This is a genomic window from Rahnella sp. ChDrAdgB13 (genome assembly GCF_017655185.1).
In the GTDB taxonomy this organism is placed as follows: domain Bacteria; phylum Pseudomonadota; class Gammaproteobacteria; order Enterobacterales; family Enterobacteriaceae; genus Rahnella; species Rahnella contaminans.
The window spans coordinates 14,894-39,067 of record NZ_JAEMGT010000024.1; the positions used below are offsets into that span (position 1 = coordinate 14,894).

Annotated in this window: 21 protein-coding genes and 1 other annotated feature; of the genes, 15 read left to right on the plus strand and 6 right to left on the minus strand. The window is 54.0% G+C overall.

Annotated features, from left to right (window positions below):
- Positions 1–5: 5 nt before the first annotated feature.
- The 5 genes from hisH to hisG are packed head-to-tail and all read right to left on the minus strand — an operon-like array spanning position 6 to position 5,025.
- Positions 6–596 carry an imidazole glycerol phosphate synthase subunit HisH gene (hisH, locus tag J8X26_RS08555; RefSeq protein ID WP_152325847.1) on the minus strand — a complete coding sequence of 197 codons (591 nt, stop codon included), beginning with the start codon at positions 594–596 and terminating at the stop codon, positions 6–8.
- Positions 596–1,678, minus strand: coding sequence for a bifunctional histidinol-phosphatase/imidazoleglycerol-phosphate dehydratase HisB (hisB, locus tag J8X26_RS08560; protein ID WP_208950657.1), 1,083 nt, complete (start codon positions 1,676–1,678; stop codon positions 596–598). The genes hisH and hisB overlap by 1 nt, the downstream gene beginning before the upstream one ends.
- The gene (gene hisC, locus J8X26_RS08565) at positions 1,675–2,808 is read right to left on the minus strand and encodes a histidinol-phosphate transaminase (RefSeq protein ID WP_152325849.1); all 1,134 of its coding nucleotides are present in this window, start codon (positions 2,806–2,808) and stop codon (positions 1,675–1,677) included. The genes hisB and hisC overlap by 4 nt, the downstream gene beginning before the upstream one ends.
- A complete protein-coding gene (gene hisD / locus J8X26_RS08570; protein ID WP_208950658.1) occupies positions 2,808–4,121 on the minus strand; it encodes a histidinol dehydrogenase in 1,314 nt (437 codons plus the stop codon). The genes hisC and hisD overlap by 1 nt, the downstream gene beginning before the upstream one ends.
- Before the next feature lie 4 nt (positions 4,122–4,125).
- Positions 4,126–5,025 carry an ATP phosphoribosyltransferase gene (gene hisG, locus J8X26_RS08575; RefSeq protein ID WP_101078671.1) on the minus strand — a complete coding sequence of 300 codons (900 nt, stop codon included), beginning with the start codon at positions 5,023–5,025 and terminating at the stop codon, positions 4,126–4,128.
- Positions 5,026–5,098: 73 nt separating this feature from the next.
- Positions 5,099–5,220 (minus strand) — a sequence feature (His leader region).
- Positions 5,221–5,538: 318 nt separating this feature from the next.
- On the opposite strand from hisG, the gene J8X26_RS08580 reads away from it, so the two are divergent.
- From J8X26_RS08580 to cheW, 7 genes are all read left to right on the plus strand, one after another.
- Positions 5,539–6,363, plus strand: a complete 825-nt coding sequence (locus tag J8X26_RS08580) for an SDR family oxidoreductase (RefSeq protein WP_208950659.1) — start codon at positions 5,539–5,541, stop codon at positions 6,361–6,363.
- 1,257 nt (positions 6,364–7,620) lie between these two features.
- The gene (flhD, locus tag J8X26_RS08585; RefSeq protein WP_120508226.1) at positions 7,621–7,965 is read left to right on the plus strand and encodes a flagellar transcriptional regulator FlhD; all 345 of its coding nucleotides are present in this window, start codon (positions 7,621–7,623) and stop codon (positions 7,963–7,965) included.
- Between the two features lie 2 nt (positions 7,966–7,967).
- Positions 7,968–8,576 (plus strand): flagellar transcriptional regulator FlhC, encoded by a 609-nt coding sequence (gene flhC, locus J8X26_RS08590; protein WP_101078668.1) that lies wholly within the window; start codon positions 7,968–7,970, stop codon positions 8,574–8,576.
- A gap of 178 nt (positions 8,577–8,754) precedes the next feature.
- Positions 8,755–9,645 (plus strand): flagellar motor stator protein MotA, encoded by an 891-nt coding sequence (gene motA, locus J8X26_RS08595; protein WP_152325852.1) that lies wholly within the window; start codon positions 8,755–8,757, stop codon positions 9,643–9,645.
- Entirely contained in the window at positions 9,642–10,760 is a 1,119-nt protein-coding gene (gene motB, locus J8X26_RS08600; protein WP_208950660.1) for a flagellar motor protein MotB, read from the plus strand. Before motA ends, motB begins: the two co-directional genes overlap by 4 nt.
- A 10-nt stretch (positions 10,761–10,770) precedes the next feature.
- The gene (gene cheA, locus J8X26_RS08605; protein WP_208950665.1) at positions 10,771–12,810 is read left to right on the plus strand and encodes a chemotaxis protein CheA; all 2,040 of its coding nucleotides are present in this window, start codon (positions 10,771–10,773) and stop codon (positions 12,808–12,810) included.
- Positions 12,811–12,894: 84 nt separating this feature from the next.
- Positions 12,895–13,392: a chemotaxis protein CheW gene (gene cheW / locus J8X26_RS08610; protein ID WP_095922337.1), complete on the plus strand. Its 498-nt coding sequence runs from the start codon at positions 12,895–12,897 to the stop codon at positions 13,390–13,392.
- Between the two features lie 405 nt (positions 13,393–13,797).
- Here cheW and ftrA read toward each other — a convergent pair whose 3' ends face one another.
- Complete coding sequence (gene ftrA, locus J8X26_RS08615) at positions 13,798–14,796, minus strand: transcriptional regulator FtrA (protein WP_208950661.1); 999 nt, start codon at positions 14,794–14,796, stop codon at positions 13,798–13,800.
- Positions 14,797–14,910: 114 nt separating this feature from the next.
- Here ftrA and J8X26_RS08620 point away from each other — a divergent pair, with 114 nt between their 5' ends.
- The 8 genes from J8X26_RS08620 (at position 14,911) to cheZ (ending at position 24,097) form a co-directional block, all read left to right on the plus strand.
- On the plus strand, positions 14,911–16,383 hold the full coding sequence (locus J8X26_RS08620; protein WP_208950662.1) for an MFS transporter: 1,473 nt from the start codon (positions 14,911–14,913) through the stop codon (positions 16,381–16,383).
- Between the two features lie 502 nt (positions 16,384–16,885).
- A complete protein-coding gene (locus J8X26_RS08625; protein ID WP_208950663.1) occupies positions 16,886–17,479 on the plus strand; it encodes a hypothetical protein in 594 nt (197 codons plus the stop codon).
- A 101-nt stretch (positions 17,480–17,580) separates the two neighbouring features.
- Complete coding sequence (locus J8X26_RS08630) at positions 17,581–19,275, plus strand: methyl-accepting chemotaxis protein (RefSeq protein ID WP_152325859.1); 1,695 nt, start codon at positions 17,581–17,583, stop codon at positions 19,273–19,275.
- A 69-nt stretch (positions 19,276–19,344) separates the two neighbouring features.
- Positions 19,345–21,015 carry a methyl-accepting chemotaxis protein gene (locus J8X26_RS08635; protein WP_208950664.1) on the plus strand — a complete coding sequence of 557 codons (1,671 nt, stop codon included), beginning with the start codon at positions 19,345–19,347 and terminating at the stop codon, positions 21,013–21,015.
- Positions 21,016–21,083: 68 nt separating this feature from the next.
- The gene (gene cheR, locus J8X26_RS08640; RefSeq protein ID WP_152325861.1) at positions 21,084–21,956 is read left to right on the plus strand and encodes a protein-glutamate O-methyltransferase CheR; all 873 of its coding nucleotides are present in this window, start codon (positions 21,084–21,086) and stop codon (positions 21,954–21,956) included.
- Entirely contained in the window at positions 21,956–23,005 is a 1,050-nt protein-coding gene (locus tag J8X26_RS08645; protein ID WP_152325862.1) for a chemotaxis response regulator protein-glutamate methylesterase, read from the plus strand. The genes cheR and J8X26_RS08645 overlap by 1 nt, the downstream gene beginning before the upstream one ends.
- 47 nt (positions 23,006–23,052) lie before the next feature.
- Positions 23,053–23,442, plus strand: coding sequence for a chemotaxis response regulator CheY (cheY, locus tag J8X26_RS08650; protein ID WP_104922338.1), 390 nt, complete (start codon positions 23,053–23,055; stop codon positions 23,440–23,442).
- Positions 23,443–23,452: 10 nt separating this feature from the next.
- Positions 23,453–24,097, plus strand: coding sequence for a protein phosphatase CheZ (gene cheZ, locus J8X26_RS08655; RefSeq protein WP_104922337.1), 645 nt, complete (start codon positions 23,453–23,455; stop codon positions 24,095–24,097).
- The last annotated feature ends 77 nt before the right edge of the window (positions 24,098–24,174 follow it).

Sequence of the window (24,174 nt, forward strand, 5' to 3'; positions counted from 1 at the left end):
CCTGTTTACATCTCCAGAAAGTTTTTCAGCAACTGTGCGCCCGCCGCACCGGAGCGTTCGGGGTGAAACTGCACACCGAAGAAGTTGTCTTTTTGCACGGCAGCACTGAAAGGCTCACCGTAAAGCGTTTGCGCGATCGTGTTTTCGCAAACCGGCATGGCGAATCCGTGGACGAAATAGAAGTATGCGTTTTCATCGATGCCACGGAATAAATGGCTGTCAGCGTTCGCTGTCACCTGATTCCAGCCCATATGCGGCAAAGGCAAACCGAGATCGGGCATACGGCGCACGGGCGTTTCAATGATCCCCAGCGTATCAATCCCGCCGTTTTCTTCACTGGAAGACGCCAGCAGTTGCATACCGAGACAAATCCCCAGCACCGGCTGTGTACAGGCTTTAATCAGTGCAATCAGTTCGCGCTGTTCGAGTTGTTCCATTGCCGCCTGTGCGGTGCCGACACCCGGTAAAAAGAGCTTATCTGCCTGCAAAACAATTTCCGGATCACGGCTCACCGTCGGTTCAAAACCCAGACGCTGAACCGCATATTTCACGGAAGAAAGGTTGGCACAGCCCGTATCAAGGATAACGACGTTCATCACAGCACTCCTTTCGAGCTCGGCAATGTATTGCCATCGACACGAATCGCCTGACGCAGCGTGCGCCCGAATGCCTTGAACAGGCTCTCGACGCGATGGTGATCGTTCTTACCTTTGGTGCGCAGGTGCAGGGTACAGGCCATTGCGTAGGACAGTGAACGGAAGAAGTGCTCGACCATTTCCGTGCTCAGATCGCCGACGCGCTGATAGTTAAACTCTGCCTTATATTCCAGGTGCGGGCGGCCGGAGATATCCAGTGCGCAGCGCGCCAGACATTCGTCCATCGGCAATACAAACCCGAAACGGCCAATGCCGCGTTTATCCCCCAGGGCCTTATTAATGGCTTCACCCAGCGCCAGCGCCGTGTCTTCAACGGTGTGGTGATCGTCGATATACAAATCACCTTTCACTTCGATGTTCATGCGGAAACCGCCATGGGTGGCAATCTGATCCAGCATGTGGTCGAAGAAGCCGACGCCGGTGCGGATCTTGCTTTCGCCTTCGCGATCCAGCCAGACATCCACGTCAATTGCTGTTTCACGGGTCACGCGGTTCACTTTGGCATGGCGGTCGCGTTTCGTCAGTTGCCCGGCAATATTGGCCCAGTTCAGCGTATCGCGCTGATAACGCAGCCCGGCGATACCCATATTGGCGGCGAGCTGGATGTCGGTATCACGGTCGCCAATCACATAACTGTTGGCGGTATCGATGACGCCGCTTTCCAGATAAGCCTGCACCAGTTTGGTTTTAGGTTTACGGCAGTCGCAGTGGTCCGCAGGCAGGTGCGGGCAAATCAGCACATCATCGAAAACCACGCCCTGCGAAGTCAGGATTTGCATCATCAGATTGTGCGGTGGATCGAACGTTTCTTGTGGGAAACTGGCTGTGCCCAGACCGTCCTGATTGGTGATCATCACCAGCTTAAAGCCAGCGTTTTGCAGGGACAGGAGGGCCGGAATAACGCCGGGCTCCAGCGCCAGTTTGTCCAGACGGTCGACCTGGAAATCTTCCGGCGGCTCAGAAATCAGGGTGCCGTCACGGTCAATAAAGAGCGTTTTTTGAAATTGTGGACTCTGGCTCACATGTGCTCCTTGCGGGGGCTATTTTGTTTTTCATTAATGGAGGCGGCAGCGGCACCGGGTAGCGCCTGCAATGCGGTAATGACGCGCTGGAGTTCTTCCCGGGTGCCGATAGTAATACGTAAGCAGCCGGAAAGCCCCGGTTGCTTATTCTGGTCACGCAAGATAATGCCCTGATCCCAGAGGTTTTTAAATGCTGCGGCAGATGCGGTAAAACGCGCCAATACATAGTTGGTATCGCTGGCAAAAACTGCTTCTACGCAGGCGCATTTCTCCAGCTCTTCCTGTAACCAGACGCGGTTTTCAGTCACTTCGGCCACACGCTGACGCATCAGCGCCAGTCCTTCCGGGCTCAGTGCCTGTGCGGCGATATCTGCGACCGGCGTAGATATTGGATAAGGCGCGATCACTTTCATTAATAAGCCGATGACTTCGCTGTTCGCCAGCGTGAAGCCGCAGCGCAAGCCGGCAAGCGCAAAAGCTTTCGATAGCGTTCGCAAAATGGTGAGGTGCGGATATTCCTGCAACCAGCCGGAAACGCTCGCCTGCGGGCAGAATTCGATATACGCCTCGTCCACCGCAACAATCGCGCGGCCACGGGTCATTTCCAGTACGGCGCGGATTTCGTCCGGGTCAATGATATTGCCGGTCGGGTTATTCGGGCTGCACACGTAAACCAGCTTCACACCGTCCAGCGCGGCTTCGATCGCCGGAAGATCCAGAGACCAGTCGGCTTTTGCCGGAACCGTACGGCCTTCCACACCAATGGTTTCAGCACTGACGCTGTACATGCCATACGTCGGCGGACAATAAAGGATAGCGTCTTTGCCCGGTTCGCAGAATGCGCGGATCAAAAGCTCGATGCCTTCATCAGCGCCACGGCTGACCAGCACCTGTTCCGGATCCACACCGGCGTAAGCGGCGTAGCGGTTGATCACCCGTGCTGGCTGACATTCCGGATAACGGTTAAACGTCTGCTGCGTCAGTTCAAAATTTGGTGCGATGGCGTATTCATTGGCATTGAGCCACACATCACCGTTGCCACCCAGACGACGGGCGGACTGATAAGGCGTCAGTTCCTGCACGTTTTTACGGGCCAGCGCCTGAACGCTGAGATTCATTTCATTACTCATCAACGCGGCTCCTTCAGGGCATTTACACGCAGGGTGACTGCATTTTTGTGCGCAGTCAGTTGTTCAGCCTGTGCCAGTGTTTCAATCGTTTCCGCCAGCCCCAGCAACCCTTCCGGCGTTAACTGCTGTACGGTCATCCGTTTCTGGAAATCGGCCAGACCCAGGCTTGAACAGGTCGCGGTGTAGCCGTAAGTCGGTAAAACGTGGTTAGTGCCCGACGCATAATCGCCTGCGGATTCCGGTGACCAGTCGCCGAGGAAAACCGAACCGGCGCTGGTGATGCTATCGACCAACTGCTCAGGCTCGCGGGTTTGCAGAATCAGGTGTTCCGGCCCGTAGGCGTTGCTGATTTCGATACACTGCGCGAGATCTTTCGCGACAATCAGACGGCTACTTTCCAGCGCCTGACGCGCAATGTCGCTGCGCGATAACGTCGCCAGCTGGCGTTCAACCGCTTCGCCGACGGCCTGCGCCATTTTCACATCCGGCGTCAGTAAAATAACCTGGGAATCCGGGCCGTGTTCCGCCTGTGAAAGCAAATCAGACGCCACGAAATCCGGCGTTGCGCCGCTGTCGGCGATCACCAGCACTTCAGAAGGCCCGGCGGGCATATCGATCGCCGCGCCGTCCAGACTCTGGCTGACCTGACGTTTTGCTTCGGTCACATACGCATTGCCCGGCCCGAAGATTTTCGCCACGCGGGGCACACTTTCCGTGCCGAACGCCAGCGCCGCAATCGCCTGCGCGCCACCCAACTGATACACCTCTTCCACGCCACATAACTGTGCGGCATACAGAATTTCGTCGGCGATCGGCGGCGGTGAACAGAGCACCACTTTCTGGCAACCTGCGATACGCGCCGGTGTCGCTAACATTAATACGGTGGAGACCAGTGGTGCGGAACCACCCGGAATGTACAGCCCGACGGACTGAATCGGGCGGGTCAGTTGCTGACAACGGACACCCGGCTGCGTTTCGATATCCACCACGGCCAGTTTCTGTGCCTGATGGAAAGTATCGATGTTACGCACTGCGTGCGCCATCGCCTGTTTAACATCATCGCCAAGACGCGCCGCGGCTGCTGAAATTTGCTCCGCGGTGACGCGAAGATCCTGCACCTCAGTTTTATCAAAGCGGGCGCAAAACTCGCGCAGCGCACTGTCACCTTCACTGCGGACACGCCGCAGGATCTCGCTCACCGATTCAGTAATACGGTCGGAGGCAGAAATCGCCGGGCGGGTCAGCAGGTCGCGACGCTGCTGTGCGTCGCATTGCTGCCAGTCAATAGGCGTAGAGAACGCGTCAGGCTTCATGGCATTACTCCATCATTTTTTCGATTGGAAGAACCAGAATAGAGCTGGCGCCCAGCGCTTTCAGTTTCTCCATGGTTTCCCAGAACAGCGTTTCGCTGCTAACCATGTGCATGGCAACGCGTTGCTGATCGCCTGCAAGCGGTAAAATAGTCGGACGTTCAGCCCCCGGCAGCAGCGCGACAATTTCGTCCAGACGCTCGCTTGGCGCGTGCAACATAATGTATTTGGATTCGCGGGCCTGAATAACGCCCTGAATACGGGTCATCATTTTGTCGATCAGAAGCTGTTTTGCCTGTGGCATTTCGCCGTCGCGCTGAATAAGGCAGGCTTTGGAGCGGTAAATTACTTCAACTTCACGCAGGCCGTTGGCTTCGAGCGTCGCGCCGGTAGACACCAGATCGCAGATTGCGTCCGAAAGACCCGCACGCGGTGCCACTTCAACGGAGCCGTTCAGCAGGCAGGATTTGAAATCAACGCCTTTTTTATCGAGATACTGTTTGAGCAGGTGTGGGTAGGAGGTGGCGATACGAGCATTTTGCAGGCTTTGCGGACCGGTGTATTCAGTGTCCAGCGGCGTAGCCAGTGACAGACGGCAACCGCCGAAATCCAGACGACGCAGTGTGAAGTAACGCGGGTCTTCGCCCTGAGCGCGGCGGCTCAGCAGCTCTTCTTCGAGCACGTTCTCACCGATAATGCCCAGGTCAACTACGCCGTCCATCACCAGCCCAGGGATATCGTCATCACGAACACGCAAGATGTCGATCGGCATATTTTCGGCGAAGGCGATCAGACGCTGTTCCTGCAGGTTGATTTTAATCCCGCAGCGGGCCAGCAGTTCGCGCGACTCATCGCTCAGGCGACCTGACTTCTGCATTGCTATCCGTAAACGTGTTTTATCCAGCATGATGACCTCAGTTTCTCAATTATTTATCGTAAATTCAGTTCGTCAGATTCTTTTACTTCAATTCCTTCGGCCATAAAAAAAGCCCCCGGAAGAAATCTTCCGGGGGCTCTCTCTGCGTTCTGCGCCACTGGAAGATCTAAACAGTCTCCCAGCACCAATCGCCTGAAAGACTAGTCAGGGTGATGGTGATGATGGTGGTTAATCAGAACGTTTGTCATTTCAGTGTCTCGTTTTGTTCATTCAGCGCCGCGTGATTCAAAACTGAATCATCCGCCACACGTATCAAATTCGTTGCCAATAAAACTAAACTATCGGGCGGCAACTGCGCAACCTTTTTTTCTGATGATGAGTTTTTCTTATCCGCAGCAGGGTTTTCATCAAATAAATGAATGATCTGCTAACAGACGCTGAAAAATCATTACGCACCACCGAAGGGAAAAGGCGTATTTTGCTAGTATAAAGAGAGATATCTGCAACTGGTGAAATCATGCCAGAGAACAAACGGAGCGATGTATGAAAAAGATTTCGATTATCGGACTGGGCTGGCTGGGCATGCCGCTGGCAATGGCGCTGGCTTCAAAAGGGTACGACGTGGTCGGGAGCAAAACGATGCCCGACGGTGTCGATGCCGCCAGAATGATCGGCATTGAATGTTTCCCGCTGGTCTTCACGCCGGAAATGGAATGCGAATCGGACGATCTCGAAAAGTTGCTCAACGTCGATGCTTTAATCATCACGCTGCCTGCGCGCAGAACGGCGGAAGGCAGCGAACTCTATTTCCAGGCAGTACAACAGCTGACGGACAGCGCACTGGCGCATAACGTCCGGCGCATCATCTTTACCAGCTCGACGTCCGTTTACGGCGACCATGAAGGTGTGATGAAAGAAGACGCGCCGCTGCTGCCGGTTTCACGCAGCGGCATTGTGCTCAAAGAGCTGGAAAACTGGTTCCACGGTTTACCGAATACGTCGGTCGATGTCCTGCGCCTGGCCGGGCTGGTGGGCGGCGATCGCCATCCGGGGCGATTCATGGCCGGAAAAACGCAGGTAAAAGGCGGTCAGCACGGCGTCAACCTGGTTCATCAGGATGACGTGGTCGCTGCCATCACCTTGCTGCTCAGCCTGCCAAAAGGTGGCCATACCTATAATCTCTGTGCGCCTTCGCATCCGGCAAAAGCCCAATTCTATCCGGCACTGGCGCGGCAGATGGAGCTGGTGCCTCCGACGTTTGCTGAAGAACCTTCAGCAGGGAAGGGCAAAATCGTCGATGGCGACCGGATCTGCAAAGAGCTGGGGTTCGTATATCAGCATACGGACCCACGAAACATGCCTTTTTAACGTACAAAACCTTATTCCATAATATTAGGTTATGACCTGCCTGAAATTCAGGCAGGTTTTTTATTTGGTCTTTTATTGTTCAGTAACAACACCGCACCCTTGTCTGGTCAGATTATGTGCCGTGTATTATTAAATTTTTATTTCCCCCGCTAATTAGCCTGCTTAATAACAGGTTAATCCCCGTGACTATTCAAGAATCCTCTTAATAAATGCATTTAGCGATGTGCTTTATTCGCTTTTTACACGCAGAAAGTGGCGCGGGATGCTGGTTGAGTAATAAAATTCCTATTCTTGAGCTTTCAATTTGCCATTGAGCGGCATAAACCACTTTTTTAAGCACAATCATTAAAGTTTTCCTGAAGAGATGCCGATACGTTTGTACGGCCTAAGTCCGCCGTCTCATTATTTCTTCTTATCAATCTAGTCTCATGACTGGATGTCTGCGCTCGCCTTGTAACAAATCCTTACAATCATTGTCTTTTTGCTTTTGAAATAGCGTGGTTGCTCACGTTCCCCCTACTTTTTGAACTAAATTTAACCAAAACTTTTAGGACTCGTTCCCCTGTAAGCCTTGTGGTGACTGGGTTGCGCAGAATTAGCACAATGATCACGCTATTGGAAATTTACAGCATAAAAAACTGGGTGAACTATGATTGATTGGCGTGTGTGCTAATCATTTGGCTTTAATTGGTCTTTGTACAAAATGATCTCAAAATGGCGAAAAAAGACAGCCACAGCCCCCTTTTTTAGACGCTTTTTTACTTTTGGTTTAAAACTGCGCAAATTTTTACGATAAATTGCACTTTTGGGGACAAAATAAGTTTTAAAAGTGTGATGTGCGTCACACTTTATTCAAAATTCGGCAACGCCCAGATTGTATGTATAAAGGGAACGGGGTTAGAGTTGCGTCGTAGTAAGATTATTCCTAATAATGTATGTAAAAGCGTTTCACTGAATGAGACGCCATCACAGCAACGGACCCTGCCAGTACACCAAAACTGAAGTGTTTCACGATTACTTAGCAGTGCAATTGTCACAATTAATTTAGTTTACATCAGGAACAACTTTGTATTGGCGGTGAAGTAAATACCGCAGGATAAATCTATTTCCAACGTGAGATTTATTAATCAGCCAATGATCCAATTGTTTTGATAGTAAAAAATACTCCTGTCACGCCGGGTGAAACTCTTGCTGCATGGAATATGTCTATCAATCCGCCACCTTAAAAAAGTGGCATCGGTAATGGGGTAGAACAGAATGTCCGAATTGCTAAAGCACATATATGATATCAACCTGTCATATCTATTGTTGGCACAGCGCTTGATTAACGACGAAAAGGCCTCAGCGATGTTTCGCCTGGGGATTGATGACGTAATGGCAGAAACCCTGGGGCAACTGACGCTGCCACAGATGGTGAAGCTGGCTGAAACGAACCAGCTTTTATGTCAGTTCCGCTTTGACGACAGTAAGACAATTGAACGACTGACTCAGGAATCGCGTGTGGATGACTTACAACAAATCCACACCGGCATCCTGTTGTCCAGCCACCTGCTTAAAGGCCTGGCTGCGAAAGACAGCGGCGCGATGAAGAAAAGGGCGTAGCTATGTCAGGGAAAGATGCGTCAACCAAACCGGCAGAAAAAAGTATCGTCCAGGAAGCACGGGACATTCAGCTTGCCATGGAATTGATTACGCTGGGTGCCAGATTGCAGATGCTGGAAAGCGAAACGCAATTGAGTCGTGGCCGACTGATTAAACTGTACAAAGAATTGCGCGGCAGCCCGCCGCCAAAAGGGATGTTACCGTTCTCGACGGACTGGTTTATGACCTGGGAACAGAACATCCACTCTTCCATGTTTTACAACGCGTACTCGTTTCTCTTAAAGAGCGGACATTGTAATGGCGTGGAAGCCGTAATTAAGGCTTACCGTCTTTATCTGGAGCAATGTCCGGAACAGCCCGGCGAGGCGCCGATCCTTGCTCTGACCCGCGCATGGACGCTGGTCCGTTTTGTCGACAGCGGAATGCTGCAGCTCTCTGCCTGCAACTGCTGCGAAGGTTCATTCATTACCCATGCACACCAACCGCGCCACGGGTTTGTATGCAGTCTTTGCCAACCCCCATCCAGGGCAGTAAAAAAACGTAAACTTTCCCCGCAGGTTGCCGATATAACATCTCAAGAGCTGGACGAACAGGTCAAGCGCGCTGTCTGAGATTGTTAGGTTGCAGTATGTCGTCCGGAGCGGTGGTAGCACCGCTCATCATTTCCCCCTAACGTCTCCGCCATAATCTGGCCCCTTTTATGCACGTTTGAGCTGCGTAACATCGGGCAAGGTGGCACAGCCTCGCGCTTTTCCTCGCCCTAAAACCACATAGAATTAAGGATTCATCGTGCTAGTAATATTAGGTTACCTCGTGGTCATGGGCTCAGTGTTTGGCGGTTTCCTGCTCGTCGGCGGTGAACTGGGCGCATTATACCAACCCGCAGAATTACTCATTATCGGTGGTGCCGGCATTGGCGCCTTCTTCGTCGGTAACAACGGCAAAGCGATTAAATCCACTATGCGTGCCTTACCGCAGCTGTTTCGCGCGTCGAAATACAACAAAGCGTTGTATATGGATTTGATGGCGCTGCTGTACCGCCTGTTAGCCAAATCGCGCCAGCAGGGGATGCTGTCGCTGGAAAATGACATCGACAATCCGGCAGAAAGCGACATTTTTGCTAATTATCCCCGCATCCTTGCCGATAAGCATTTAGTCGAATACCTCACGGACTATTTGCGCCTGATGGTCAGCGGCAACATGAACGCCTTTGAAATCGAAGCACTGATGGATGAGGAAATCGAAACCTACGAGCATGAAAGTGAAGTCCCGGCAAACAGCCTGGCGCTGGTCGGCGATTCACTGCCTGCTTTCGGTATCGTGGCGGCGGTCATGGGGATCGTACATACCCTGGCAGCGGCGGATCGTCCGGCCGCAGAACTCGGGGCACTGATTGCCCATGCGATGGTGGGGACTTTCCTCGGTATCCTTTTGGCCTACGGATTTATTTCCCCGCTGGCCAGCGTACTGCGACAAAAAAGCGCGGAAAACGCCAAAATGATGCAGTGCATCAAGGTGACTTTGCTGTCGAGTATCAACGGTTATGCGCCACAAATAGCCGTCGAATTTGGCCGTAAAACGCTTTACACCTCCGAACGACCTTCCTTCATCGAGCTGGAGGAACACGTTCGTCAGGTCAAATCACCGGGCCAGAAACAAACTGAAGAAGAAAAAGTATGAAGCATCAGAGCCATCCAATCGTTGTTGTACGCAAGAAAAAGAATAAGCACGGCGGAGGGCATCACGGTGGTTCGTGGAAGATTGCTTACGCTGACTTTATGACAGCGATGATGGCTTTCTTTCTGGTGATGTGGCTGATTTCGATCTCCAGCCCTAAAGAACTTGTGCAAATTGCCGAATACTTCCGTACGCCACTGGCGGTGGCCATTACCGGCGGGCCACGCAGCAGCGATGCCACCAGCCCGATCCCGGGTGGTGGCGCTGACCCGACGGTGCAGGACGGTGAAGTCCACAAAATGGATCAGTCGCAGGGCGAGAGCAAACGTGAGGCCGGAGATTTACAACGCCTGCAGCAGAAGCTGGAAGACATGCTGGCATCCGATCCGCGGCTTAAGGATTTACGTCCGCATCTGATGATTAACCTCACTGAGCAGGGTTTGCGTATTCAGATCATCGATAGTAAAAACCGCCCGATGTTCCAGCTTGGCAGCGCCATTGTTGAGCCTTACATGCGCGATATCCTGCGCGCTATCGGGCCGGTTCTGGACGATTTCCCGAACAAAATCAGCCTGGCCGGTCATACCGATGACATGCCGTATGCGCAGGGCGAACGTGGTTACAGCAACTGGGAATTATCGACCGATCGCGCCAACGCCTCGCGCCGTGAAATGATTATCGGCGGCCTGAGCGAAGGGAAGGTTCTGCGGGTGATGGGCATGGGTTCCACCATGCAGCTTAAAAATCATCCAGCCGGAGACGCGATAAACCGTCGCATCAGTATTTTAGTTCTCAATAAACACGCAGAAGAAGCGATTGAGCGGGAAAACAGTGAGGGCGAAGCGATCACAATCAATGACGCCGGTGAACTGCAAAGACAGGTCCCTGGACGTCAGACTGCCCCGGCACTCGCGCCGAAAATGAGCCCGGCTCCGGCCGTGCCAGCGACACCAGAATCATCAGCAGCACCAGTACAGGCACCATCAATACCCGGGATTACTACGCAGACGCCAGTGACACCATCGGCGGGCGCCCAACCTGCAACATCGGCTCCGGCCGCTGCGACGGTAACGGCACCTGCGACCACATCAACAAGCCGCGATTCACAGCAGAGGTGATCACGTGAGCATGGATATTACTGATTTTTATCAGACATTTTTTGATGAAGCAGACGAGTTGCTGGCGGACATGGAACAACATCTGTTGTTGCTTGATCCGCAAGCGCCCGATATTGAGCAGCTCAACGCGATTTTCCGCGCCGCGCACTCAATTAAGGGGGGCGCAGCGACCTTTGGATTTACGGTTTTGCAGGAAACGACTCACTTACTGGAAAACCTGCTCGACGGTGCTCGTCGTGCTGAAATGAGCCTGAGCACTGACATCATCAACCTGTTTCTGGAAACCAAAGACATTATGCAGGAGCAACTCGACGCCTATAAATCATCCCGGGATCCCGATGCAGACAGCTTTGAATACATCTGTGCAGCCCTGAGACAACTGGCCCTCGACGCGCAACAAGAGCGGGAGCCTGCTCCGGATCTTCACGTCGTCGAATCCGTCCCGGCGGCGAATGCCCCGGAAGCTGCACCGGCCGCACCTGCCGCACCTGCCGCAGGCAAAGGCGACCTGCGCGTACGCCTCTCCGGTCTGAAAGCCCAGGAAGTTCCGGTCATGCTGGAAGAACTGGGTAATCTTGGCGAAATTAAAGATCCGGTTCAGACCGCAGACAGCGTGGAAGCGACGCTGGTCACCACCGTGACCGAAGACGACATTATTGCTGTTCTGTGCTTCGTGCTAGAACCGGAACAAATCAGCTTCACACACGCCGCCGCCGCGGCACCAGCGGCTGTCGAAACGCCGGCCGCCGTGTCTGTCGTCGCTGAAGCTGCACCGGTTCCGGCCACGCCGCGTACTGCGCCGGTTCTGGCCGCTGTGCCGAACACCGAAGTGGCAAAAGCCCGTGCGCCAAAAGCGCCGGAATCCACCAGCATCCGCGTTGCGGTTGAAAAAGTGGATCAGCTCATCAACCTGGTAGGCGAACTGGTCATCACCCAGTCCATGCTGGCGCAGCGTTCTGACCTGCTGGATCCGGTGATCCACAGCGACCTGCTCAACAGCATGGGGCAACTGGAACGCAACGCCCGCGATTTGCAGGAATCGGTGATGTCGATCCGTATGATGCCGATGGAATTCGTGTTCAGCCGCTTCCCGCGCTTGGTGCGTGATCTGGCGAGCAAGTTGAACAAGCAAATCGAACTGACGTTGCTGGGCAGCTCAACTGAACTCGATAAGAGCCTGATCGAACGCATTATTGACCCGTTAACGCACCTGGTGCGTAACAGCCTCGACCACGGTGTGGAAACGCCGGAAGTGCGTATCGCCAACGGCAAAGATGCGACCGGTAACCTGACGCTGTCCGCGGAGCATCAGGGCGGCAACATCTGCATCGAAGTGATTGATGACGGTGCCGGTCTGAACCGCGAACGTATTCTGGCGAAAGCGGCGTCGCAGGGCATGAACGTCAGTGAAAGCATGAGCGATGAAGAAGTCGGTATGCTTATCTTCGCTGCCGGTTTCTCAACTGCCGAAAAAGTCACGGATGTTTCCGGTCGCGGTGTCGGCATGGACGTGGTGAAACGTAACATTCAGGAAATGGGCGGTCATGTCGAAATCCATTCCCAGCAGGGGAAGGGCACGACGATCCGCATCCTGCTGCCTCTGACGCTGGCAATTCTCGACGGCATGTCGGTGAAAGTAGGCGAAGAAGTCTTTATTCTGCCGCTGAATGCCGTCATGGAATCGCTGCAACCGCTGGCCGAGGATTTGCATCCGCTGGCCGGTGGCGAGCGCGTTCTGCAGGTGCGCGGTGAGTACCTGCCGCTGGTTGAGCTCTATAACGTCTTTGACGTAAAAGATGCCAAAACCGAAGCCACTCAGGCGATTGTTGTGATTTTACAAAGTGCAGGCCGTCGCTACGCCTTGCTGGTGGATCAGCTGATTGGTCAGCATCAGGTGGTGGTGAAAAACCTGGAAAGCAACTATCGCAAAGTGCCGGGCATTTCTGCCGCCACCATTTTGGGCGACGGTAGTGTGGCCCTCATCGTGGACGTGTCTGCCTTGCAGTCGCTGAACCGCGATAAATTAGCAACAGGCGCAACCGCCGCATAACAAGCAAAGCTTCCGGCGACCTGAACCGTCGCCGGGTGTGAAGAACTCAGGCCGATTTAAAGATAAAAAGCAAAGGTGAACAACATGGCAGGACTTGCAACCGTGTCTAAAATTGCGGGCGAAACGGTAGGTCAGGAATTCCTGATCTTTACTTTAGGCGATGAAGAATACGGCATCGATATCCTGAAAGTGCAGGAAATCCGCGGCTACGACCAGGTAACCCGCATTGCCAACACCCCGGCATTTATTAAAGGCGTCACCAACCTGCGCGGCGTGATTGTGCCAATCCTCGACCTGCGGGTAAAATTCGCGCAGGAAGACGTGATTTATAATGAAAACACCGTGGTGATCGTCCTGAACTTCGAAAACCGTGTGGTCGGGATTGTGGTTGATGGCGTTTCTGACGTGCTGTCGCTGAGCCAGGATCAGATCCGTCCGGCACCAGAATTCGCCGTGACCATGTCGACGGAGTACCTGACCGGTCTGGGATCGCTCGGTGACCGTATGCTGATTCTGGTGGATATTGAGAAGCTGCTGAGCAGTGAAGAAATGGCACTGGTTGATTCGGTGACGAAGATCTAATCCTTTGAACGTCAAGGGCGTGGGCTCGCCGCCCACACTGGCCCAGAGACCCGCAATCGCGCGGGCCTCTGGACTCCACGCTCTTTTCACTGCGCGCTGCCGCTGGAACGACGGACATGTTCTGGCACATCAGCGTGTGGCGCAAATCTTGCCGCTGCGCGGTTCCTTCTCTCGGTCTTCGAGCCATAGGTCTCGAAGCCGCTCCGTTCAGCAAGATTTTTGATCACGCCATTCCCGATCGAATAAAACCTTCGTTCAGATTCTTTTGCAAAATCCAATGCGTAAGGGTGTTGTCTTGCTCCTTCCCAGAGCCAGAGCCAGAGCCATAAGCCGGTTTTGTCCTGCTCCTTCCCCTGCGAAGGGGAAGTCTGGGATGGGGTATTAATGCCCTCTATTTGCCCGAACTCATCCCACCAGACTTCTTTCCAGAAACGTTTTCCGCCATTTTGTTGGTGTGGTTCCCAGCCGCTGGCGGAAGTGATGGCGCAGGGTTTCCGGTGAGCCAAATCCTGCCTGTTCTGCGACACGGTCAATACTCAGACTGCCGTTTTCCAGCAGGGCACAGGCTTTCTCCAGCCTGACACCCAGCATCCATTCGCCCGGCGTGGTGCCGGTTGCATCATGGAAACGTCGTAAAAAGGTGCGGCGGCTCATCCCTGCTTGTGTGGCGAGTTGCTCAATGACCAGCGGCGTATTGAGATGGCTGCGTAAATCATCCAGCAGAGGGGCGAGCGTTCTGGTCTGATAACGCGGCACCGGTTGCTGAATAAGCTGCGCCTGATTTCCCTCACGCAGCGGTGGTGTCACCATCCGGCGCGCCGTGCGGTTTGCGACTTCAATCCCGTAATCGCGGCGGATCAGATGCAGACACAAGTCAACGCCCGCCGCACCCCCGGCGGAGGTGATGATGCTGCCTTCATCGACGTAAATCATACCGTGCTCAACCTGAACGTCAGGGAACCTTTGTGCCAGTACGTCGGTGCTGTTCCAGTGCGCGGTGGCGCGTTTGCCGTCGAGCAAACCGGCAGCGCCGAGCACAAAGCTGCCCGCGCAGATCGACACAATTCTCGTGCCGTTACGATGGGCTTTTTGCAGTGCCGCAATCAGCCGGTCAGGTGCCGGTTCGTGAATGCTTCGCCAGCCGGGGATGACAATCGTGCCCGCACCTTCGAGCAGTTCCAGCCCGCCATCGACCACCAGCCGGACACCGCCCTGTGCGCCAAAGCTTCCTTCTTCAACGGAGGCGACGGACAACTCATACAATGGTTCGCCGGTTAGTTCATCGGCGCGGCCAAACGCCTCGACCGCTGTTCCAAATTCAAACGTGCATAAGCATTCGTAGGCGAGCAAAACCAGCCGCCGGTTTTGCGGCGCAGAAACGCGTGTTGCTTCGATTTTTTGCATAACAGGTCACCATCAGTTTGGCATGATCTTGACGATACATGGCATGCCCGCTGATTTCCACTGCGCCGCCGATCTTCCATGCTGGACGCCTCTCAACGTTTGCAGGATTTACGCATGAAAAACACATTGGCACTGATGGCTGTGTGCCTCGCGGCCCTGATGTCAGGGCTGGAAATCTCCAGCGTACCGGTTATCTCGCCGGTTCTTGAAGCACAGCTGCACGCCAGTTTCCGCGAACTTCAGTGGATCATGAACGCGTACACGCTGGCCTGCACAACCGTGCTGATGGCAACCGGCACGCTGGCCGACCGTTTCGGACGCAAACGCGTTTTCATCATCAGTATCGCCGCGTTCGGGCTGACATCGCTGATGTGCGGATTATCCGGCAGCGCCGCGTGGCTGATTGCCGGACGTTTCCTTCAGGGGCTGAGCGGCGGCGCGATGCTGACGTGTCTCATCGCCATTCTTTCCACACAATTCCCGCAGGGCAAGGCGCGCAGCCAGGCATTCGCCGCGTGGGGAATTACCTTCGGTTTCGGGCTGGGGTTCGGGCCGATTATCGGCGCGCTTCTGGTGGCGTGGCTGAGCTGGCAGTGGGTATTTCTGGTGCATTGTTTTATCGCGGTGATCACCTTGATTCTGGCGCTGAATAACGTGGTGGAATCCCGCGACGGGCAGGTCAAAAAACTCGATCTCGGCGGATTGCTGACGCTGTCGGTGACAGTGATGGGCGCAACGTATTTGATTACGCAGGGCAGCAGTCTGGGCTGGGAAAGCACGCTGGCGCGAAGCATTATTGCGGTAACGGCGCTGAGTGCGGTGCTGTTTGTCTGGACGGAGAAACGTCATCCGCACCCGATGTTTGATTTTTCGGTGTTCCGCATACGGCCATTTTCCGGCGCGCTGATGGGGTCTGTGGGCATGAACTTCAGTTTCTGGCCGCTGATGATTTATCTGCCGGTTTATTATCAGAGCGGGCTGGGCTATACCAGCGTTGCAACCGGGCTGGCGCTTCTTGCTTACACATTACCGACGTTGCTGATGCCGCCGTTGGGCGAAAAGCTGACCGCCAGATTCGGTGCAGCACGGCTGATCCCACTGGGTTTATTCACTATCGGCGCGGGGTTTATGCTGATGAACATCGCCGTCGTAACGCATACCAGCCTGCTGCCGGGCGCACTGATTGCCGGTGCCGCGCTGGGCCTGACCAATACGCCGGTGACCAACACGACAACCGGTTCCGTCCCCGGCGACCGCGCAGGAATGGCGTCGGGCATTGATATCAGCGCGCGGCTTATCACGCTGGCAATCAACATCGCGCTGATGGGAAGCCTGCTGGTTACGGGCATCGCCGCCAGCCTGAAAGCATTGTTGCCCGCCGGAGAAAATTTACCGGCAATCGCCGAACACATCGCCGGTGGCAGCGAAGTTTCGCTGGCTGGCGGTATAGCGGCGCAGGCACTGACAGAAGGTTTTTCGGGCGTCTTGCTGTACGGCGCGATTGGCGTGTGGATCCTGGCGCTGATGAGTTATTTATTGTTTAACGTGAGAGGGCGGGGCAAGACCGCATCCTGCGAGCCTTACTGACGTTCAAAACCCGCATTGCAGACTGTGCAGCGCATTTTTGCGTAATGTCTTCCATTTGCTTGAAAAACAATCATTTTCTCTGCGCATCTTTTTACCCATTATGGCGTGATAGCCCTGCAGAAGGGGCTTTACGGATAAAGACGTGAGGCAAAATAATAATTTGATTGAGTACGACAACCGGCGTACATTGAGGCAACATGAGTTTCAGAGAGATCAAATGGAAGGTGATCGAATGTTTAAAGAACGGAAATATTGAATTTGAGGCAAGGCGCGAGATTCATCTTAAGAATTTGTTGAGCACGGGTGACATCACGCCCTTTGAAGTCGCTGGGTTGATCGGCAGGTCATCCGGGGATAATCATCAGGTTCGTCCGTACCATTACGACAGCAGCATTGATGTCCACATTATCACTGTCACGAGTGCCGGAATTCACTGGTACATAAAATGGTATTTCACAGATCCAACCAGCGTTTTTATCAGCGTTCATCATTAAGGAAAATTATGATTATTTATAAAGTCGGGGATGAGAAAAAGGCGGTGTGTAGCGTCTGTGAGGCCTTACGAACCGTAAGTTATCAGCTGCGCGATGTGCCGTTTGATGATGGCAGTGGTAGGGTGAAAAATATCATCGCGGGCGTCTGTAAAACCTGCGATAACGTCGCGGTGATCCCTTTTCAGTCTGTGCCCGCCATCAGAAAGCAGTTGCAGATACAGCGCAAAGCTGTGGAAAGTCGTGTGCCTGCGCACATGATTGACCTGCTCAATCTGGCGAGTGCCGAACTCGGCGCAACGCCTGATTTCGTCCCGTTGCTGCTCAAGTATTACATTCATCAGCTGGCGTCAAACCCTGAGGCTGCTGTCGGTCTGATGACTTTGCTGACGTCCGAACTGGCGACCGGTCTGGCCAATAAACGCCTTTCCCTGAAGGGGCGTGAAATTGGCAATGATATTGATAAACTTAAAACCCTTTCCCAAATCGATAACACCACCGAATTACTCAAAGGCGTAGTATTGACCATCTACAACGACCTTCTGGTGAACCCTGACGCGAAACGCATTGCGCTGTTAAAGAGTTTTGTCGCCACCGTTGCCTGACCCCCCTGACTCCTCCAAAAAAATCTGATCCTCATCACATAAAGTTCCCACACTTTCTGCCGATAACTGTTCCAGATAAATCCCATTTAAAAAGGAACAACATGTTTAACCGTATGAAAGTGGTCACGGGTATCGTGATCTTACTGGTGGTCTTCGGTGCTTTACAGTTGGTATCCGGCGGCCTGTTCTTTAAATCCTTAAAGACAGACAAAGACAACTTCACCACTTCGCAGGAGATCCGTTTACAACAGGCGGAATTCAACGCCAGCTGGATTTACCTGCTGCAAACCCGCAACACGCTTAACCGCGCAGGTATCCGTTTCATGCTTGACGCTAATCAGATGGGCAGCGGTGCGACGGTTAAGGAACTCATTGATACCGCGACGAAAGATCTGCAAATCGCCGATCAGCATTTTGCCAATTATCAAAAAATTCCTGTCGATGCCAGCCAGAACCCGGAATACGCGGCAGACGCTAAAAAGCAATATCAGGTTCTGCACGACGCGCTTTCTGAACTGATCGAACTGATTGGTCTGGGCCGTATCAATGATTTCTTCGAACAACCTACGCAGCAGTATCAGGACAACTTCGAAAAAGCCTTCGTCACGTATATCGATCAGAACGATCGCCTGTACAACGACGCCGTTCAGATCAGTGATAACTCCTTCACCCACGCCTTGTGGATGCTGGGCACCGTGCTGGCTGTGCTGATTATTTTCATGGTTCTGGCCTGGTTGGGCGTGCAGAAAATTCTGGTCCATCCGCTGAAAAATATTGTCGAGACCATCCGCAAAATTGCAACCGGTGACCTGACGCACGAAATAGTCGTGAAAAGCCGTAATGAAATCGGCCAGCTTGCCGATAGTCTCAAGTACATGCAGGACGAATTGATTCGCACCGTATCTGGCGTGCGTCACGGCGCCGATGCCATTTACAGCGGAGCGAGCGAAATTTCTGCCGGTAACAGCGATTTGTCTTCGCGCACCGAGCAACAGGCGTCCGCGCTGGAAGAAACCGCCGCCAGCATGGAACAGCTGACCGCCACGGTGAAACAGAATGCCGAAAACGCCCGTCAGGCCAGCCAGCTGGCACTGAGCGCGTCTGAAACCGCTCAAAAGGGTGGGAAAGTGGTGGCAAACGTGGTCGATACCATGAATGACATCGCCAGCAGCTCGAAGAAAATCACCGACATTACCGGTGTAATCGACGGGATTGCGTTCCAGACCAACATTCTGGCGCTGAACGCCGCCGTAGAAGCCGCGCGCGCAGGTGAGCAGGGCCGCGGGTTCGCGGTTGTGGCCGGTGAAGTTCGTACGCTGGCGCAACGCAGCGCGCAGGCAGCAAAAGAAATTAAAGGGCTGATAGATGATTCTGTCAGCCGTATTAATACCGGTTCAGTGCTGGCTGAAAGTGCCGGTGAAACCATGCACGACATGGTGAACGCCGTTACGCGTGTGACCGACATTATGGGCGAAATCACCTCGGCTTCTGATGAACAGAGCCGCGGCATTGAGCAGGTCGCACAAGCTATCACTGAAATGGATCGGGTGACGCAGCAGAACGCCTCACTGGTTGAAGAATCCGCGTCCGCTTCGGCGGCCCTGGAAGAGCAGGCAAGCCTGCTGACGCAATCTGTAGCGGTGTTTACGCTGAGCCAGACCGCAAATAACAGCGTGCGCCAGAACCCGGGCACTTCGGCAAGACTGCCTCTGTTGACTCCGAACCTTTCAGGTTCTAAAGCCGGTTCAGGTGGAGCGCAAAGTACAGATTTAACCGAAAACTGGGAAACCTTCTGAGTCACGTACATCGCATAATTATATAAGAAAGAGGGTGACGGTCAGGGCTGTCACCCAACGAGGTTATCCATGTTTAAGCACATCCGTGTGTCCACCTGCATGTTTTTGTTATTGTTAGTTTTTTTCGTTATGCAACTGGTCAGTAGCGGTTTATCGCTGCAAGCTGCCCACACGGATAAGTTGAATTTTGAGCAGATATCCAACACCGCTGAACAGCGTGATGCGCTCAGCCAGACCTGGTCATATTTGCTGCAAACCCGTAATACCCTGAACCGCGCGGCGACGCGTCTGGCGCTGAAACAGCCGCAGGATACCGTAACACAGCTGATGGGTGACGCTAAAAACAGCCTGAAAAGTGCTGAAGATTCTTACGCTGTTTTCCTGGCTCTGCCGCGCAGAACTGAAAAAGCCGCTGAACTGACGACCGTGAATAAAGCCAGCTACGAAGCGCTGCACGGTATGTTGCAGGTTCTGATTGATTCGTTATCGCGCGGCGACATGGACGGATTCCTCGCCAGCCCGACGCAGAAATATCAGGATTTGTTCCAGAAAGATGTCGGTAATTACACCGCTTATGTGGGCGGACGTTTCCAGCAGGCGCAAACGCAAACTGCGGATTCTTATCAGAGCGTGATGATCAACACCACCATCGTTACCGTGCTGTTGCTGGTACTGACGGCGCTGGCGCTGGTCGTAACCCGTCGCATTCTGTTCACTCCGCTGACTATCATGCGCGGCCATTTTGACCGTATCGGTGCCGGGGATATTTCCGCGCCAATTACGGTGGAAGGGCGCTACGAAATTAAAGTGATGCTCGAAAGCCTGCAACAGATGCAGCAGTCGCTGGCCGAAACCGTCCGCACCGTGCGCCATGGCGCTGACACGATGTTCTCCGGCCTGAAAGGCATTGCAGCCGGTAACACAGATTTGTCTTCACGCACCGAGCAACAGGCTTCGGCGCTGGAAGAAACCGCGGCCAGCATGGAAGAGCTGACCGCGACCGTGAAACAAAACGCCGAGAACGCCCGTCAGGCCACACAGCTGGCGCGTGATGCATCCAATACCGCAGAAAAAGGCGGCGAACTGACCGGCAACGTGGTGAGAACCATGAATGATATCGCCGGAAGCTCTAAGAAAATCAGCGCAATCACCAGCGTGATTGACGGCATCGCTTTCCAGACCAACATTCTGGCGCTGAACGCCGCAGTCGAAGCGGCGCGTGCCGGTGAGCAGGGTCGCGGATTTGCGGTCGTGGCCGGTGAAGTTCGCAGTCTGGCGCAGCGCAGTGCGCAGGCTGCCAAAGAAATTAAGGCGCTGATTGATGAATCTGTCAGCCGCGTCAGTCAGGGTTCTGTTCTGGTGGAATCCGCCGGTAACACGATGGATGACATCGTGCGCGCCGTGACCCGCGTTACCGACATCATGGGCGAAATCGCCTCGGCGTCAGACGAACAAAGCCGCGGAATCGAGCAGGTTTCGATTGCCGTGACACAAATGGATCAGGTGACTCAGCAAAACGCCGCGCTGGTTCAGCAGGCTGCTGCTTCCACGCACGCGCTTGAAATTGAATCTGAGAATCTGACCCGCGCAGTATCGGTGTTCCGCCTCGCCACCGCCGGGGGCGTGTTGCAACGCCGCAGTGGCCAGTCACAGGCCTTTACACCACGCCAGGTGGCTCAACCCACGTTACTTCCGGCTACCGCGCGAGCGGGTTCGGCAGATAACTGGGAAACCTTCTGACAGGCTAATTTGGATGAAGCGTCAATGGGGTTTCCGTCACACCACCTGTCCATTAATGGAGCTGCACCATGAATCAACCAGGCTCGCCAATGAGTGCTGATAACTCTTCGATCATGGCACAGATGATCCAGCGTTTACCGCTGTCAGATACGCATTTCCGCCGGATCAGTGAGCTGATTTATCAGCGGGCGGGAATTGTACTGGCGGATCATAAACGCGAAATGGTCTACAACCGCCTTGTCCGGCGGTTGCGGATCCTCGGGCTTAATGACTTCAGCAGTTACATGGCTTTGCTGGAGAGTGACAGCAACAGCCCGGAGTGGCAGGCGTTTATCAATGCACTGACCACCAACCTGACGGCATTTTTCCGCGAGGCGCATCACTTCCCGATTCTGGCGGAGCATGCCCGTTCGCGCCCAAATAATTACAGCGTCTGGAGTACGGCGGCATCGACCGGTGAAGAGCCGTATTCCATCGCCATGACGCTCAGCGAAGCACTGGGGCCGCGGATGGCAAACTGCCGCATTCAGGCCAGCGATATCGACACGCAGGTACTTGAGAAAGCGACGGCGGGCGTTTACCGGCTGGAAGAGCTGCGCACGCTCAGCCCGCAGCAGTTGCAGAAATTCTTCCTCAAAGGCACCGGCCCGCACAGTGGCCTGGTGCGTGTACGTCCCGAACTGGCGCAGATGGTGGCTTTCCAGCAACTGAATCTGCTGGCAAGCCAATGGCAGCTGAACGGTCCGTTTGATGCAATTTTCTGCCGCAATGTGATGATCTATTTCGATAAAGAAACACAGGAGAAAATTTTACGCCGATTTGTTCCGTTACTTAAACCGGGTGGCCTGATGTTCGCCGGACACTCCGAAAACTTCAGCCAAATCAGCCGGGAATTTTATTTGCGCGGCCAGACCGTCTACGGCCTCGCCAAGGAGAGGTAATGAATAAAATCAGAGTGTTGAGCGTCGATGACTCGGCGTTAATGCGTCAGCTGATGACGGAAATCATCAACAGCCATCCGGATATGGAAATGGTGGCGACCGCGCCGGATCCTCTGGTGGCGCGCGACCTCATCAAGAAATTTAATCCGGATGTTCTGACGCTGGATGTCGAAATGCCGCGCATGGACGGTCTGGATTTTCTGGAAAAACTGATGCGTCTGCGGCCGATGCCGGTGGTGATGGTGTCGTCGCTGACCGGTAAAGGCTCAGAAATTACGCTGCGCGCACTGGAACTGGGGGCGATCGATTTCGTCACCAAACCGCAGCTCGGTATCCGCGAAGGGATGCTGGCCTACAGCGAAATGATTGCCGATAAGATTCGTACGGCGTCAAAAGCGCGTCTCAACAAAAACGTCAACGTTGAGCAGCCACGCATTCTCAGCCATACGCCGCTTCTGAGCAGTGAAAAGCTGATTGCCATCGGGTCGTCGACCGGCGGCACCGAAGCGATTCGTCACGTGTTGCAACCACTGCCGCCGACCTGTCCGGCGCTGATGATTACGCAACATATGCCACCGGGTTTTACCCGCTCTTTTGCCGAACGTCTGAACAAACTGTGTCAGATCACCGTGAAAGAGGCAGAAGACGGCGAGCGCGTTTTGCCGGGCCATGCGTATATCGCACCGGGCGACAGACATATGGAACTGGCGCGCAGTGGCGCCAACTATCAGGTTAAGTTGAACGACGGGCCCGCGGTGAACCGCCATCGTCCGTCGGTCGACGTGTTATTCCGTTCGGTGGCGCAGTATGCCGGACGCAATGCCGTTGGGGTGATCCTGACGGGAATGGGCAATGACGGGGCCGCCGGCATGCTGGAGATGCACCGCGCAGGGGCGTATACCCTTGCACAAAACGAAGCCAGCTGTGTGGTATTCGGTATGCCTCGTGAGGCTATCGCGACCGGTGGCGTAAACGAAGTGGTGGATCTCAGTCAAATCAGTCAGCGGATGCTGGCACAAATATCAGCCGGTCAGGCATTACGTATTTAATTTTTCAGCCTCGCGGCTTAGCACCAAACCTTAGGAGTAGATAAAACATGGCCGATCCAAATCTGAGATTTCTGGTAGTTGACGATTTCTCTACCATGCGTCGTATCGTGCGCAACCTGCTGAAAGAGCTGGGCTTCAACAACGTTGAAGAAGCAGAAGATGGTGTCGATGCACTGAACAAACTGCGTGCCGGTGGTTTCGACTTCGTGGTATCCGACTGGAACATGCCAAACATGGACGGTCTGGATCTGCTGAAAACCATCCGCGCTGATGGCGCATTAGCCAAGCTGCCGGTGCTGATGGTGACGGCAGAAGCGAAGAAAGAAAACATTGTGGCAGCCGCACAGGCCGGTGCCAGTGGTTATGTTGTGAAACCTTTCACTGCGGCCACGTTGGAAGAAAAACTGGGCAAAATCTTCGAAAAACTGGGCATGTAGGAGCTGATTTATGGCAGAGATACCAATGCCTGCAAATGATGCGGCAACCGCGGGCGAGATTATCGCCCGCATTGGGCAACTGACCCGTATGTTGCGTGACAGTATGCGTGAACTTGGCCTGGATCAGGCCATTGCTCAGGCGGCTGAAGCCATTCCTGACGCGCGCGACCGTCTCGATTACGTCGTCACTATGACCGCTCAGGCCGCAGAACGCGCCCTGAACAGCGTTGAAGCCGCACAGCCACGCCAGAACAAACTTGAGTCTGGCGCGAAAAAGCTGGATAAGCGCTGGGATGAATGGTTCGAAAACCCGATTGAGTTATCGGACGCGCGCGAACTGGTCACGGATACCCGCAGCTACCTGAAAGAAGTCCCTGAGCACACCAGCTTTACCAATGCTCAGCTGATGGAAATCATGATGGCGCAGGACTTCCAGGATCTCACCGGTCAGGTGATCAAGCGCATGATGATTGTGGTTCAGGAAATTGAAAATCAGCTGCTGATGGTGCTGATGGAAAACATTCCTGAGCAGCAGGTTAAAGCCAAGCGTGAAAACGACAGTCTGCTTAACGGCCCGCAACTCGACGCCAACGGCGTCGGTGTTGTCGCTTCGCAAGAACAGGTCGACGACCTGCTGGATTCGTTAGGTTTCTGATGTGTTGGGGCTTTGTTGAATAAATCGAACTTTTGGCCGTAATCAGGATCAGATCACCACATTCCCGATCCTGTAGC